The organism is Calditrichota bacterium, assembly GCA_013151735.1.
Taxonomy (GTDB): Bacteria; Zhuqueibacterota; JdFR-76; order JdFR-76; family BMS3Abin05; genus BMS3Abin05.
Window position 1 is genome coordinate 1 of sequence record JAADHR010000035.1, and the last position, 16,497, is coordinate 16,497.

The 16,497-nt window shown below is 52.3% G+C and carries 10 protein-coding genes; all 10 read left to right on the forward strand.

The features are described 5' to 3' along the window. Window positions 1-981: hypothetical protein (locus GXO76_02270; protein ID NOY76676.1), on the forward strand; the 981-nt coding region annotated here is incomplete at its 5' end. 175 nt (window positions 982-1,156) lie between these two features. Beyond that, window positions 1,157-1,903, forward strand: coding sequence for an amidohydrolase family protein (locus GXO76_02275; protein ID NOY76677.1), 747 nt, complete (start codon window positions 1,157-1,159; stop codon window positions 1,901-1,903). Window positions 1,904-1,946: 43 nt separating this feature from the next. Further along, a complete protein-coding gene (locus GXO76_02280) occupies window positions 1,947-2,972 on the forward strand; it encodes a Gfo/Idh/MocA family oxidoreductase (GenBank protein ID NOY76678.1) in 1,026 nt (341 codons plus the stop codon). 76 nt (window positions 2,973-3,048) lie between these two features. Next, window positions 3,049-4,524, forward strand: a complete 1,476-nt coding sequence (locus tag GXO76_02285) for a hypothetical protein (protein NOY76679.1) — start codon at window positions 3,049-3,051, stop codon at window positions 4,522-4,524. A gap of 15 nt (window positions 4,525-4,539) precedes the next feature. Further along, window positions 4,540-6,270: a sodium/solute symporter gene (locus GXO76_02290; GenBank protein NOY76680.1), complete on the forward strand. Its 1,731-nt coding sequence runs from the start codon at window positions 4,540-4,542 to the stop codon at window positions 6,268-6,270. A gap of 121 nt (window positions 6,271-6,391) precedes the next feature. Beyond that, window positions 6,392-7,390 (forward strand): exo-alpha-sialidase, encoded by a 999-nt coding sequence (locus GXO76_02295; protein ID NOY76681.1) that lies wholly within the window; start codon window positions 6,392-6,394, stop codon window positions 7,388-7,390. A gap of 28 nt (window positions 7,391-7,418) precedes the next feature. Then, window positions 7,419-8,558, forward strand: a complete 1,140-nt coding sequence (locus GXO76_02300; GenBank protein NOY76682.1) for a DUF5009 domain-containing protein — start codon at window positions 7,419-7,421, stop codon at window positions 8,556-8,558. 615 nt (window positions 8,559-9,173) lie between these two features. Then, the gene (locus GXO76_02305; GenBank protein NOY76683.1) at window positions 9,174-9,344 is read left to right on the forward strand and encodes a hypothetical protein; all 171 of its coding nucleotides are present in this window, start codon (window positions 9,174-9,176) and stop codon (window positions 9,342-9,344) included. Between the two features lie 364 nt (window positions 9,345-9,708). Further along, window positions 9,709-12,957 (forward strand): family 78 glycoside hydrolase catalytic domain, encoded by a 3,249-nt coding sequence (locus GXO76_02310; GenBank protein NOY76684.1) that lies wholly within the window; start codon window positions 9,709-9,711, stop codon window positions 12,955-12,957. A 171-nt stretch (window positions 12,958-13,128) separates the two neighbouring features. After that, window positions 13,129-16,299 carry an alpha-mannosidase gene (locus GXO76_02315; GenBank protein NOY76685.1) on the forward strand — a complete coding sequence of 1,057 codons (3,171 nt, stop codon included), beginning with the start codon at window positions 13,129-13,131 and terminating at the stop codon, window positions 16,297-16,299. The last annotated feature ends 198 nt before the right edge of the window (window positions 16,300-16,497 follow it).

Sequence of the window (16,497 nt, forward strand, 5' to 3'; positions counted from 1 at the left end):
TTTACGTATGAAGGCCTGTTGTATGCGGTCGTCGCGAAAGACCACTTCGGAAACGCTGTGCGTTTCCCCGATGTACGGTTCCAGACACCCTACCGGGTGGTCTCTTCCTACGACCGGGGGCTTTCGGCGGAGATGAAACGGCCCGATAGGGCGAAAGTGAGCGGGGGCGTAACGGCCAAACGGATCGAGTGGCCGGATGTTTCCAAAATGGGGCGTCCCGGTGAATTTTACGAGTTTCAGGGATCACCGGGCGGTTCGATTGCCTTCCCGATGGCCGTTTCCGCGTTTGGCGATTATCGGCTCATCCTGGCCAAAGTCATTCACCCCAGATTGGGAAGCGTCAGTGTGTGGGTGGACAGCCAAAAGGTCGGGCGGCTCACCTGCGGGCAAAAAGTGGGCGGGTACGTTCCTGTGGAGCAGACGTTTTACGTCCCCCGGTTGTCTGCCGGAACGCACCGATTGATTTTCCGCTTCGATGAAAACCAAAAAATTGCCATTGAAGGATTTCGCTGGCGCCATTTACCGGCCAAAGTCGATCGGTTTCTGATCACGCAAGCATTACCCGGCTATTTGCCTTCGGATCAAACCAACCTGTACCCGGTTGGAACCTCCGGTTTAAAATGGCATCCGGCCAGAGTCGCGGAAAAGGGAATCGTTCGTCTGGATGGGCAGTTAACGCCGCACGAGAATTGCCGCGCCTACGCGGTTACGGAAATTGTGTGTGAAAAACCGGTCCGCACCCGCCTGCGACTGGGAAGCAACGATGGGGCCGTCGTCTGGCTGAACCAAAAGGTCATTTTCAAAAATACCAGCAAGCGGGCCTTTAAATACAACCAGTTTACCGTTCCGATTGAGCTGAAAAAAGGAAAGAATGTGCTGGTTCTTTTGATTTCACAAGCCGGGCGCAACTGGCTGTTCAATGTGAATCTGGATACGTACGATTTTCGGTTGGAACTGCCGGATTGGAGCAGGCGGAAATAGAATCGGGTTTTTATGTGTTCGTTCCAAAAAGTCCCCGGCACTTTAGACGTGCCGGGGACCCACGAAAAGGGACCTACGAAAAACAATCTGGAAGGCGGATGAAAAAGATCGACTGTCACGTTCAAAGCTGCTGTTTTCGCGTCCGGGCTTGAGGATTCGGGATATTCTCAACTGGATGGATTCGCAGGACATTGAAAAGGCCTGGGTCCTGGCGATTGAAAATCCAGAAGAGGTGGACTACTACGTGACCTCTGAGCGCGTGCTCCGAAGCTGCCGGCCGCACGCCGATCGGCTGGTTCCCTTTTGCAATGTGGACCCCCGCCGCGGGGAACCGGGGACGTTCGACCCTGCTCCGATTATTTCCCGGTACGTGGAACGGGGAGCCCGGGGATTCGGGGAAATGCTGGCCGGTCTGGCCATTGACGATCCCCGCCAGATGAAGCTCTACGAGGCGTGTGAAAAACTGGAGATTCCGGTCCTCATTCACATCGACGGCTTTCGGAATTGGGACGATCTGGGGCTGCCCGGGTTGGAGCGTGTTTTGAAAGCCTTTCCCAGTCTGATTTTGATTGCCCACGCACTTCACTGGTGGAGTGAAATTTCCGGAGATGTGCGGGAAGAAGACCGCTCCGATTACCCCCGACGCCCCGTTGCAGCGGGGGGGCGCGTGGAAGAATTGCTGCAAAATTACCCGAATCTGTACGGGGATTTGTCGGCAAATTCCGGCCTGAATGCCCTGACGCGCGATCCCGATTTTACTCCCGGATTTCTCCGGCGCAATCAGGACAAGCTGCTTTTCGGCAGCGATCTGGTGTACAGGGGGCAACCCATTTCTCTTCCGGATGTGTTGGACAATTCAGGAGTGGAAGACGCCGTTTTGCAGAAAATCTACTATTCGAATAGCCAAAGGATTTTGCCCTGATCGTGTGAACGGGTGAAAGCCAGAGAACGGTTTAGAGGAAAAAATGAATTCCGGTAAAAACCTGACGTTTGCAATTGTGGGGGCTGGGGCTGTAGCCTCCCATCACCTGTCGGCGTTGTCGCAGGTACCCGGTGCAGAGATTCGTTCGATTGTTCGACGAAATGCGGAAAAAGCCCGGGAGATGGCCGGGAAATTTCATGTGAATTGGACGACCCGCATTGAGGATGTTTTAGAGGATCCCGAAATTGATGTAATCGACATTACCCTTCCCTCGGGGCTTCATGCTGACGTGGGTATTCTGGCGGCACAGGCGGGAAAACACGTGGTGGTGGAAAAACCCATTGACATCACCCTTGAAAAGGCGGATGCTCTGATTGAAGCCTGCGAAAAACAGGGTGTGACGCTGGCCGTCATCAGCCAGAATCGCTTTACGGACGATATGTTGAAACTCAGCGACATCCTGAAAGCGGGGCAACTGGGTCAATTGATTGAGGGAGACGCATTCGTTAAATGGTACCGCCCGCAATCGTATTACGACAGCGGGGTCTGGCGGGGAACCTGGGCTCTGGACGGCGGCGGGGCGTTTATGAATCAGGGAATTCATTTTGTAGATCTGCTTCTGTCCGTGATGGGGCCGGTGGCAACGGTATCGGCCAGAACAAAAACGGTGGCGCACCGGATCGAGGTGGAAGACCTGGGTGTGGCCATGTTGGAATTTAAAAACGGTGCGCTGGGCGTCATTCAGGCCTCCACGGCGATGTACCCGGGGCTTCCTGCGCGGCTGGATATCCACGGCACCCGTGGGACGGCCATTTTTGAAGGAAATTCCCTTTCCTTTCTGCACGTTGAAGGTCTGGCTCCGTTTTTGAAAGAGCGCGTGGATAAAGGCGGAGCAGCCGCTCCAATGGCGATTTCGGTAACGCCTTTCGTACGGGAATTTGAAGATATTGTTTCTGCAATTCGGGATCATCGTCAACCAAAGGTGAACGGACAGGAAGCCCGGCGGGCGCTTCAGCTTGTTCTGGCAATTTACGAATCTTCACGCACCGGAAAGCTCATTCGATTGTGAGGCCGAGGCCTTTTTTGAATGTTTTGTCTCAACCGGTTGTGGTCACTTTTACCTCGAAACGTGTGAAGGAAAAGGCATGCTCACGCCCATTGACTATATTCTGGTAATCATTTACGGGATTTTTGTAGCGGGGTTGGGATACTGGGCAAAGCGGCTCGTGAAAAATCCTAATGACTACTTTGCCGGCGGCAAGCGGGTTCCCTGGTGGCTGGCGGCCATTTCTCACCACATGTCCGGGTACAGCGCCCTGACATTTGTCGGGTTTGGGTCGCTGGCGTACGTCAGCGGTTTCAGCGCGTGGACATTCTTCAGCCTGCCGATTTTTGTGGCGATGATTATCGGGGCGTACGTTTGGGCCCCCCGATGGTCCCGGTTGAAGGTCATGACGCCCATCGAGTACCTGGAGCAGCGTTTTAACAACACAATTCGGCAGCTGTTCGCCTGGAGCGGTATCGGCATTAAATTTATTGACGAGGGGGCGAAACTCTATTCACTTGCCATGATTGTCCATGTCGTAACGGGCTGGCCGCTGCAGGAAGTGATTGTGGCGTGCGGAATTATTACCGTGATCTATTTGTTTTTTGGGGGATTGTGGGCCACGGTTCTTACGGATTTTGCCCAGTTTATGATTCAATTCTCAATTACGCTCATCGTGGTTCCCATGGTCTTGACGCGGGTGGGAGGAGTCAGCGGCCTGGTGGCACAAATGTCCCCGGCAAACCGCGGTTTTTTCAGCGATCAGGTCACGCCCTCCTTTCTTTTTGTGTACTTTTTTGTCATTTTACTCAGTTACAACGGGGGACAGTGGGGGCTGGCCCAGCGGTTTTACAGCATTGGCAAACCCCGGGACGCCCGGAAAGCCGCGTTCCTTTCGGCCTTCCTGTTTCTGATTTATCCTCTGGCTATTTTTATTCCGGTCTGGGCTACTCGTACCATCGTCGGCCCCATTTCGAATGGCGAACACGCCTATATTCTGGTCGCGGAGAAAGTGCTTTCGAGTATTTCTCCCGGATTTCTGGGACTATTGATTGCCTCCATGTTTGCTGCAACCATGTCGATGGTGGACACCGATTTGAACGCCCTGGCGGCCGTTTTTACAAAGGATATTTACCAGAGGACGTTTAATCAAGGCGCCAGCGATGCCCTGTTGCTTCGGGTGGGAATGATTGCTACGGCCGTGTTGGGAATGCTGACCATTGGAGCGGCCCTTCTCACCATTGAGCTGCAGGGGGCATTTAAGGCATCGGTGGAATGGTTTGCCGCCATTCTGGGCCCGGTTTCCATCCCGTTGCTGCTGGGGATGATTTACAGAAAGGCCACCTGGAAAGGGGCACTCTGGTCCTGGATCCTGGGATTTGTGACGTTTGTGTTTTTCAAATACGGGTGGCCTTCTCTCACGGGACAGTCGACCGCTTTTGCTCTGTACACGGGAATGGAGCTGTTGGTCAGCTTTGGGGTTTTTATGCTGGAAGGACAATTTTCCAAACCCGGTTCGCATGAGATCGCGCGCGTAAATGAATTCTTTGTACAGTTTGAACAAATGAACAACTAAGGAGAACCTGACGGTATGAATGAGCCATTTGCCTTTCGGATGGGAGATGTTGTTGCAATTGTGGTCTATTTTATCTTGTTGATTATCGTGGGAATCTGGACGACCAAAAAAATCAAGGCAACGGACGACTTTTTTGTAGGCGGCCGCTCCATGCCCGGCTGGGCCGTTGGATTGTCTCTTCTGGGAACGGCCATCAGTTCCATTACCTTTTTGGCTTACCCGGGTTCTGCCTTTGCGGGAAACTGGAGCCGTCTGGTTCCCGGATTTATGCTTCCCATCGCGGCTGTGGTTGGAATCATTTTCTTTGTGGATTTTTACCGCCGCAGCGGATTTGTAAGCGCGTACGAATATTTCGAAAAACGATTTGGAGGCTGGGGCCGAAGCTATGCCAGTTTTGTCTATCTGGTTTCTGCTCTCTTTCGGGTGGGATCCGTTCTCTTTTTGATGTCTCTGCCCATCCGGGTGCTTACCGGCTGGAGCCTGACGTTTACCATCGTTTTGGTCGGTGTACTGGTGACGGTTTACACGCTCCTGGGCGGTCTGGAGGCTGTGATCTGGACGGACGTGTTGCAGACGATTTTTCTGGTCCTCGGGGGAATTGTCACGTTGACGGTCGTATTTCTGGAGGTTAAAGGCGGCATTCCGGCGGTTTTGCATATTGCCTCGGAGGCGGGGAAGTTCAAAATCACCACGTCCTGGAACTGGGATCTTACCCGCGACACCTTCTGGATGTTTGCACTGACCGGGATCATCGGTAACATTCAGGAGTTTTCGGTGGATCAGGTGAAAATTCAGCGCTACGAGGCGCCCTCCTCCAGCCGGGAGGCCAAAAAGGCGGTCTGGATGGTCGGCCTGGGCTGCATCCCGATTTGGGCGCTCTTTATGTTCATCGGAACGAGCATCTGGGTGTTTTATCACGAATTTCCCGGCCTCTTGCCCGCAGGTCTTCGCCCGGATGAGGTCTACCCCCATTTTATCCTGACCCAGCTGCCGGTGGGTGTGGGTGGATTTGTTGTGGCCGCCGTCATGGCTGCAGCCATGTCCACCATTGATTCAGGATTAAATGCCGGCGCCACCGTTTTTACACTGGACTGGTACAAAAAATTCTTTGTAAAGGGAAAAGATGATAAACACTATCTGTTCACCGCCCGGATGGTGACCCTGATTCTCGGCATTCTGGGCATTCTTATTGCCTATTGGTTAACCCTTTTGAATATGAAAACCTTTCTGGATCTGGGATTTTTCCTGGCGTCGGTTCTATCAGCCGGATTGGGTGGGTTTTTCCTGCTGGGGTTTTTCTTCAAGCGAACCAATCGGCAGGGAGCCATTATAGGGGTTGCTGTCGGCGTGCTGGTTATCCTTTGGCTGACGGTAAGCAATCTGGCCACCTTTAAGGTGACGGATCAGGCCCTTCTGGACTTGAATTCGAAAGGATTACCGACAGAGGTTCTTCAAAATCTGGAAAAACTCAAGGGCAAGGAAATTCGGGGAGAAGGCCAATTTGTAAACAAGTTAGAGGATACAATTGGCAAACATCAGGCTGATTTGTACAAGACCCTGATTTTAAGAACGGCCCTTCAGTCAAGTGTATTACCCTATTCCCTGAACAGTTCCGTTCATCCCTTTATTATCAATGTGTTTGGAAATCTGACGGTTTTGCTGGTGGGATTTCTGGCCAGTCTTTTCTGGCCGGCTCCCACGGAAGAGAGTTTGAAACGAGCCACCTGGTGGACACGAAATGCGTAACCAAAGATCAAGGAAGAGAAATCCGATGAAAAGAAATTTCCTCAGGCGCCGGCCGGTTGTTTATGTGATTTTATTGAGCTTGTTCTTGATTTTGGCCTGTTCAAAAAAGGAGTCTTCAAAAATGCCGAAATCGTTGAAGGAAAAAAATCATGCTGTTATTTTGGAAGAATTTGTTTTTCAGAATCCACCGACTCCGGCGTGCCACGCCTCTACCATTGCCGAAGCGCCGGAAGGGCTGGTGGCAGCCTGGTTTGGGGGCAGGGAAGAAGGCGCTCCGGATGTGGACATCTGGGTGAGCCGCAAAGCCGGAAATCGGTGGTCCCGGCCGGTGGATGCGGCATCCGGCAAAGCCGCAGACGGAAATCGGTATCCCTGCTGGAATCCGGTCCTGTTTCAGGTTCCGGGCGGGGAGTTGCTGCTCTTTTACAAGGTAGGACCGAATCCCCGGGAATGGTGGGGAATGCTGAAAAAATCGTCGGACGGCGGTAGAACGTGGGGTCCTGCCAAACGGCTGCCGGAAGGCATTTTGGGTCCTGTCAAGGACAAGCCGCTGCTTTTGCCCGATGGGCGGCTCCTGTGCGGAAGCAGCGAGGAATTGGGCGGCTGGCGGGTACACATGGAGTGGACGCCCGATTTTGGAAAAACCTGGCAGCGAACACCTGACTTGAATGATCCTAAAAAAGTAATGGCCATCCAACCCACCCTTCTCCGGTACACAGCCGGCCGTTTACAAATCCTTTGCCGGACGAAGAGCAAGCGCATTTACCAGAGCTGGTCAAATGACCAGGGCAAAACCTGGAGCCCGCTCGCGCCCACGGATGTGCCCAATCCCAGTTCCGGGATCGATGCGGTTACCCTGAAAGACGGCCGGCAGCTTCTGGTGTACAATCCCACGGTGAGGAATCGCGTGCCCTTGTCCGTGGCCATTTCCAGGGACGGCGAGCATTGGCAGCGGGTTTTTGACCTGGAGCCGGTAACCGATCCCAAAAAGGCAAATCGGGAAGAGTATTCCTACCCGGCCGTCATTCAGACCTCCGACGGTCTGGTACACGTTACCTACACCTGGAATCGTGTGAAGATCAAACACGTGGTCATCGATCCGGAAAAAATCAGCGAATGAAAAACAAAATTGGAGAAAGGCTCTGGTCATGAAAGAAAATGATGCCCTTCAGGAAACGGTGCCAACCATCGAACCCGTAAAGGACCGTGTGCTGTCGGTGGATGTTTTACGCGGCTTTGATATGTTCTGGATTGTTGGAGGGGCCTCTTTTTTCCACGCCTTGTTTCGGCTTTTTGGCGGCAAAATTGAGCAGTGGTTCGATCCTCAACTTCATCACAGTAAATGGGTCGGGTTTCATTTCTACGATTTGATTTTCCCGCTTTTTGTTTTTATTGTGGGAATGTCAGTGGTTTTTTCGCTCGAAAAAATAATGATGACCAAGGGGAAGAAGGCGGCTTACAAACGCCTTATTCGCCGCTTTGTGCTTCTGTATCTTTTGGGGATTATTTATTACGGGGGGATGAATCATGGTTTTCAGAATATTCGTCTGATGGGTGTCTTGCAGCGTCTGGCCCTGACCTACTTTTTTACCGGCATGCTGTTCATTCATTTTCGATTAAAGGGGTTGATTATTGCATTTTTATCCCTGCTGATCGGATACTGGGCGTGGCTGTCGTTTGTTCCTGTTCCGGGATTGGGCAGGGTTTCTTTTGCCGAAGGTCAAAACTGGGCAAATTGGGTGGACCTGCATTTTCTTCCGCTTCGAAAGTGGAACGGCACCTGGGACCCTGAAGGACTGCTGAGCACACTGCCTGCCATTGCAAGTTGTATTTTGGGCGTTTTTGCGTCTCTTCTTTTGCGGAACAAGTCACTTGAACCGACGAAAAAGGCTGCCTATTTTATCGGGGGCGGCCTTGTTGCAGTTGGTTTAGGTTTTCTCTGGGGACTGCAGTTTCCAGTGATCAAAAAAATCTGGACGTCTTCCTACGTGTTGGTGGCCGGCGGGTACAGCCTGATGCTTCTCGGAATTTTATATGTCGTTCTGGATATCTGGAAAATGCAAAAATGGTCGCTCTTTCTGGTCTGGATCGGCATGAATCCGATTACAATTTACATGGGAGAAAATTTTCTCAATTTCGATGATTTGGCGAAGCGTTTTGTCGGCGGTGAATTCCAGACGATTTTGGGTCAAGGCGTCGGCCATTTGCTTGTGGCCACCGTATCGCTTTTGCTTACGCTGGCCGTGGTTCGATTCCTTTTCAAGAAGCAAATCTTTATTCGTATTTAGAGCCGGAGCGAAAAACGGGTAGGGTTGCAGCGGATGGGATTTGTCTCTTAAAATTCAAATTATTTTGGTTAGAGAGTCTTGCGCATCTTTATTAAAAATGATCCGGGACCAGTACCGGGAAAGTCCCATCTAACAAGAGGGGACTTTAATGGGGTGGTTTTAGGAAGAGAGGGGGGTAATGACGAGTGGATTGGGATCTTGATGAAATTTTGGCGTTTTGCAAGGATAAAAAAATCTCCTCTTAAGAAGGGAATTTTTATGAGGCAGGTAGGTCCAAGAGGATTAGGGCAATCAAAAAAATTTTAGTTTGACTGGTAGGCAAAGAAAAGACTGGTTTTTTACGTTCAGTTCTGGCAGCAGGAAGTCCCCTCTAACAAGAGGGGATTTAGGGGTGTGTTTTTTTATGCTGTTTGTTTACGTGAGGATTTTGAAAAAATCAGATGACACACCCCCGTCCGTCTGAGGCAGACTCCCCTCTCAAGAGAGGTATTTTGCAGGGTTGTGCTAAGAATTATGCTGGCTTTTTTGTAATATCACCATAATTTATTATGGTGAGAGATGTAACTTCCTCCGAACCTATTTTGGGAAGGTTCTTAACTTTTTTAGGGGTGGAAAATGAGCATAAGGCTTTACAATACACTTGCAAAGAAGAAAGAAAAGTTTGTTCCGCAGCAGGAAGGCAAAGTCCGTTTTTACTCCTGTGGTTCCACGGTTTACGATTACATTCATGTCGGTAATGCTCGTGGGTTTGTAACCTTTAATGTTTTTCGCTGGTACCAAATGTAATTACAAATGGGAAAAATGAAAAATATAACACACCCCTAAATCCCCTCTTAATAGAGGGGACTTTAATGGGGTGGTTTTAGGGAGAGAGGGGGGTAATAACGAGTGGATTGGGATCTTGATGAAATTTTGGCGTTTTGCAAGGATAAAAAACCCCTCTAAGGAGGGGAATTTTTGCAGGATTGTGCTAAATATAAAGAGCATATTGAGGAGGCAGAAAGTATTCGACAAATAAGGCGTAATTCTAATAATAACAAAATAATGATCTGCCGATAGTTTGATGGTTTTTTTAATCCGGTCGATAAATTTTAATTAGATGCTGTTTTGTCTCTGGTATCAAATTGAATAAAAAGAAAGGATAACTCTTATGAAGATTTTATCCGAAATAGCCGGGATAAATAGTCTCTCGGTACTTGGCTTTTTGGCAGTTGTGCTGGTGCCGTTTTTTCTCTTTTGCAGTCAAAAAATGCACGCCCCCGGCGCGCCGGAAAATTTGCGCTGTGAATACGTCCGAAATCCCCTGGGACTGGATGCCATGCAGCCCCGGTTTTCGTGGGAGGTTCAGGACACACGCCGGGGAGCCGTCCAGACGGCCTACCGGATTCTCGTAGCCACCCGAAAGGACTTGCTGAAGAAGGATCAGGGAGACGTCTGGGACAGCGGGAAAGTGGCCTCCGATCAGTCGGTACTCGTGGTTTTTGAAGGGGCGCCTCTGGAATCGGGGCAGCGCTATTTCTGGAAGGTCCGTACCTGGGATGGCGAGGGGAAACCGTCCCCCTTCAGCCAGATTGCCTGGTTCGAAATGGGGCTTCTGAAACCCACAGATTGGAAGGCCAAATGGGTGGGAAAGGCGATTCATCCCCAAAAAGTAACGCCCTGGCCCTGGAAGGATTGGATCTGGCATCCGACCCAGAAGGGAATTAACCGGATGGTTTATTTCAGAAAGGTATTTATCATTCCAAAAGATAAGCAAATTTCGAAAGCCCTGCTTCGGGCAACGGCCGACAATGCGTTCACCGCTTTTCTGAACGGCAAAGAGGCGGGAAAGGGGACAGCCTGGAACACCGTTTACGAATTTGATGTGACCCCGTCGGTCAAAACGGGGGAAAATGCTCTGGCCATCGAGGCGGAAAATACCCGTGGCGACATCTGTGGTTTGATTGCCAGTTTAAAGGTCACATTTGCGGACGGGTCCTTTTTACTGGTGAACTCAGACGGATCGTGGAAGACTTCCCAAAAAGCCCGCACAAACTGGAACGGGCTCGCCTTTAACGACCGCAATTGGCGGAGGGTGAAAGTCATCGAACCCTACGGCGGGAAAATCTGGGGAAAAGTCGATCTGAAATACGAAAACACCACCCCGCCGCGTTCCATCCGTGTGCGGAAAGAATTCCAATTGAAATCCGCCATTCGCCGGGCCCGGGTTTACGTTACGGGACTCGGCAGCTACGTCCTGTACATCAACGGAAAACGGGTGGGACAGGATGTGTTTACCCCCGGATGGACCGATTACCCCCGCCGCATCCAGTACCAGACCTACGATGTGACCGATTTGCTTCGAAAGGGAGAAAATGCTGCGGGCGCTGTCCTGGGAAACATGTGGTGGAGCAGCGGTTTGGGCTGGCAAAAGAAGGGCTTTTACAGTCACGGCCCCCTGCGATTTCTGATGCAGCTCGTGGTGGATTACAAGGACGGCCATCGGGACACGGTGGTGACGGATGAATCCTGGAAAACCCTCGATTCCCCTATTACCCAGAATTCTCTTTACAACGGGGAAACCTTTGACGCGCGGCTCGACCAGCCCGGTTGGGATCGTCCCGGATTTAAGGAAACGGGTTGGGAACCGGTGATCCTTCCGGATGCCGGACAGGCCCGGCTGGTGGCACAGCAGGGGCCGCCGATCCGCCGAACACAAGAAATCGTTCCGGTAAAAATAGCCTCTCCGGATTCCGGGGTTTACGTGTTCGATATGGGACAGAATTTCGCGGGACGCGCCCGCCTGAAAGTAAAAGGGCCGGCCGGTACCAAGGTAGTTATGAAATTTGCCGAGCTTCTTAAGAAGGACGGCACGGTTCGAACCGATAATTTGCGAAGTGCGCAGGCCACGGATACCTACATCCTGCGGGGTGAAAAATCGGGAGAAGTGTGGGAACCGAAGTTCACCTACCACGGCTACCGGTACGTGCAGGTTACGGGTTATCCGGGGGTCCCCACAGAAGAGGCTGTGACGGGTCTGGTCATTCACTCCGATGCACCTGAAATCGGTTCCTTCGCCTGTTCCAATGAGCTCCTGAACCGGGTTCAGCACAATATTACGTGGGGGCTTGCGAGCAACATCATGAGTGTTCCCACAGACTGCCCTCAGCGGGACGAGCGCCTCGGCTGGATGGGCGACGCCCAGATTTTTTCACCTACGGCCAGTTACAATCGAAATATGGCCCGGTTTTTTGAAAAATGGATGCACGATATTTCCGATTGTCAGGATCCGGACGGCGCCGTGCACGATGTCAATCCGGCGATTGTGGTGGAAAACCCGGCCAAGCCTGCCTGGGGCGATGCCGTGGTGGTCATTCCGTGGGTGGTTTACCGGTTTTATGGCGACACGCGAATTATTCGCGAAAACTACAATACGATGGTGGCCTGGCTGAACTACATGGAAAAACACAGCAAGGGTTCCCTGTACGAGGTAAAAGGCTACGGCGATTGGGTGGCCGTGGAAAAATCACCCACGGCGCCGATTGGCTCCGCCTACTTTTTTTACGACGCAAAACTGCTTTCCGAGATGGCGAAGGCCATTGGGAAACAGGATGATTCGGAACGCTTCCGGCAATTGGCTGAAAAGATCGCTCAGGCGTTTAACCGAAAGCATCTTGATCCCAAAACCCTGGAATACACCGGCGCCACACAGACGGCCAACCTGCTCCCGCTGGCCTTTGGAATTACCCCCCGAACCGAGGCGGAGGCCGTCGTGAAAAATATTGTTGCGGATGTGAAAAAACGAAAAAATCATCTTTCCACCGGTTTCCTGGGGACGGCGTACCTGCTGCCTATCCTAAGTGATTACGGGTATGCCGAATTGGCCTACCAGGTGGCCACACAAACGGACTATCCATCCTGGGGGTATATGGTCAAACACGGGGCGACCACCATCTGGGAGTTGTGGGACAGCGATAAAAAGGGACCCGATATGAATTCCCGCAACCACTTTGCGCTGGGATCAGTGGGCGAGTGGTATTTCGGTTATCTGGCCGGTATTCGCCCGGATCCCCAAAAACCCGGATTTAAGCATCTGGTTGTTGCTCCCAAACCGGTCGGAGACCTCACCTGGGCCGAAGGGCGTCTCGAAAGTTTGTACGGTCCCATTCATGTCCGATGGGAAAAACAAACGGGGCACTTTTCCCTGAAACTGACCATCCCGGCCAACACGGCGGCGGATGTTTTTGTCCCCACTTTCGGAAAATCACCGGTTACCATTCGCGAAGGGGATACTCCGCTTCTTCAGGAAGGAAAGCCGCTGACGCCACCGGCCGGGGTTCGTTTCGTGAGGATGGAAAAGGAGGCTGCTGTTTTTGAAGTCGGCAGCGGTACCTATCATTTTATTGAAGACCATCCGTAGAATGAGACAGGATGAACCGGATAAAAAATCTGTCCGGCATTAAATTTGTGACCATTCGCGGGCAAGAAAGGCCGGTTCGCCCTGTCTGAAAAACTGTGAACGGTCGCGGCGATAAATCGGGTTCATCCTGTCTAAACTAACATTCGTGAGCACTGTTTTAGGAGGTTCATCATGATGATTCGGCTGCTAATTCTTACGCTGTTTTTTTCTTTTATCCCGGTGAGAAGTCCGGCTCAAAATCACCAGAGTGCCCTGCAGATCCTCAATTTTCTGGCTTACGGAGGAATGGCTCAGCTCAAATACAAAGTGGGCGGCGAGCCCGGAGGGGAAGATCCCAATCTGGACGATTCCGGTTGGGAAACCAAGTACATCGGCTACAAATGGGATTTGCCGGAAACGAATGTCTGGTTTCGGACAACCTTCGTTGTCCCTGAGAGAATCGGCGGCTTTTCCATGGCGGGACGCACCCTGACGCTGCACCTCAATGTGGACAACGGCGGCGATGTGTACGTGAACGGGAAGTACCTGGGCAGTTTCACCTGGGCGAACGGCCACTTTGTGATTGCCAAAAATATTCAGCCGGGTCAGCGCTACGTGGTTGCCATCCGGGGGATCAATCACCCGGGTTTTGGGCAGCTGAAGGCCGCACGAATGGACATCAGCGGCATGGAGGATTTTCAGAAAAAAATCCGCGGGGAGGTGTGGAAGCTGTTTGCGGCCAAGAAGATCGCCCGGGAGTTCAGCGCAAATCCCGACTACTGGTACAAACAGGTTGATCTGGTGGCGGAACGGGCGTTTCAGAGCAAGGCCTTTCAAAAGGGGGATCAGGACGGCTTCATTCGGGCGCTGGATCGGGAAATGGAGGCCCTGCGGCCGCTGGGCGATCAGGTTCGGAAAAAGTACCACATTTACGCAGCCGGATACGCCCACATGGACCTGGCCTGGATGTGGACCTGGCGGGAGAGCATCGAGGTGGTCCATCACACCACACAATCCGTGTTGAACATCATGAAAAAATTCCCCGATTTCAAATACAGCATGAGTTCCGCTGCGGCGTACGTCTGGCTGGAAAAATACTACCCGAATTTGTTCCGGCAGGTTCAGGAAAAGGTAAAGGAAGGTCGCTGGGAAGTGATGGGCGGCATGTGGGTGGAACCGGACTGTAATCTGCCCTCCGGCGAATCCTTTGTGCGGCAGGTGCTTTACGCCAAACGCTATTTTCAGAAAAAATTGGGTGTGGATGTGAAGATCTGCTGGATTCCCGATTCCTTCGGTTACAACTGGAATCTGCCGCAAATTCTGGCGCGCAGCGGATTTGAGGGGTTTATCACGCACAAAATCAACTGGAACGATACCAACAAATTCCCCTACCGATTTTTCTGGTGGGAGGCACCGGACGGCAGCAAAATCATGTCCTACATCCCCGAAAGCGGGTACGGCCACAATCTGGTGGGTGACGATTTGATTGAATTTGCCCAACATGAACGGCAGGATCTGGGATTGGGTAAGGTGTTTGTGATTTACGGCGTGGGCAATCACGGAGGTGGCCCCACAATGAAAATGCTCGAAAATGCGGAGAATGAAATTCATGCACCGGCTTTTTTAGATGTGAAACTGGTGCGCTCCGACGAATTTTTTGATTCGATAACCCCGCAGGAGAAAGCCAAACTTCCCACGTGGGACAGCGAGCTCTACCTGGAATTTCACCGCGGTACCTACACATCTCAGGCAAAAACCAAAAAGCACAACCGGAAAGTCGGGGGCCTGGCCGTAACCGCTGAAAAAACGGCCGCGCTGGCTAGCCTTTGCGGGGAACCGTACCCCGCCGGAGATTTTGCGCACATCTGGCACACGATTTTGTTCAACCAATTTCACGACATTCTGCCCGGTTCCTCGATTAACGAGGTGTACCGGGATGCCGACCGCGAGTACGAGGAAGCCTGGAAGCTGGAAAAAGACATTGTCGACCGATCGCTGCAGGTGCTGGCGCAGCACATTGACACCCGCGGCAAAGGGGAGGCGCTGGTGGTTTTTAACCCGGAGAGCTGGGTGCGCACCAGTGTGGCAACGGTCTCGTTGGGACGATTGGAAAAAGAACGAACTTGGCACGTTTTGGATGAAAATGCACACGTGGTAGCCAGTCAAGTGGTAGAGAAGAGCCCGTTGGGAGCCAAGCTGATTTTTATCGCTCGAAATGTGCCGTCACTGGGTTACAAAATTTATCGGCTGGAGGAAGGGGCAGCCCGGGCGCCGCAAACGGACATCCGGGCGGATTCCCTCCATTTGCAAAACGGTCTTCTATCGCTGGCTTTGGATCGGAAAACCGGCCTCATTCGGTCGCTGAAGGATGTGGTAAACCAGCGCGAGGTTCTGGCCGAACCCCGGGGCAATCTCCTTCAGTTGCGAACGGTGGAACCCAACGACGCCTGGAATCTCCGGTTCAAGGGGCCGTGGATCGATCTGGACAGCGCCTGGGTAGTGGAACGGGTGGAAGCCGGCCCGGTGCGGGCAACGATTCACGTGAAGCACAGTTTTCTGGGTCCCCAGAAATCGGAGGCCTCACCGACGGAGGGGTTTCCCTCTTCCTTTTTTGATCAATATATCTCCTTGTACGCGGGGCAGCCTTACGTGGAGGTGAGGAACCACATCGAATGGTGGGAAAAACACAAGATGCTGAAGGTCGCATTTCCGGTGGCGGTTCACGCGAAAAAGGCGACGTACGAAATCCCGTACGCGACGATTGAACGCTCCACCGGGAACCGAACCTCTTTCGAAAAGGCACGGTTTGAGGTGCCCGCCCAGCGCTGGGCCGATCTGTCTCAGACCGATTACGGCGTCAGTCTGATCAACGAAAGCAAGTACGGCTACGACATCAAGGGAAATCTTATGCGCCTTTCCCTGCTGCGTTCGCCCACGGCCCCCGATCCCATGGCCGACCGCGGCTATCAGGATTTTTCTTATCTGCTGTACCCGCACACGGGAAGCTGGCGAGAGGCGGGCACGGCCCGGCTGGCTGTCGAATACAACCGGCCGCTCATTGTTTTTCGCGCCAAACCCCACAGGGGCAACCTGCCGAAGGAAAAAAGCTTTGTGCAGGTAACGCCTGAAAATGTGTTTCTGAATGTGGTGAAAAAGGCGGAAGATTCGACGTGCTGGATTCTGCGCCTCGTGGAAATGTACGGGAAAACGGCGAGGGTCACGGTTCACCTGGACCAGAAAATTGTGAGCGTCCAGGAAACCGATTTGCTGGAAAGAAAGTTGCGAGCGCTTCGGCCAGAAGGGAATGGGTTCCGGTTTGAGATCAAACCGCACGAAATCCGCACCTTTCGGGTGTGTTTTTAGGGGGAAGACGTTGCGAATGTGCAATCTGTGGGGGCAATTCATGAAGGGCCCCTGCGGGTGGTACCAAGGAAAAGAATAAATCCTTTGAGGGGTAAAAATGTAGCCGCAGGCTTCACGCCTGCGCAAGGGATAATTTTGGGCGGACTGTTTTTTTCTGCCAGGGTGTGTTACATCCCCCTGTGGTCCCCCTTCGAAAGG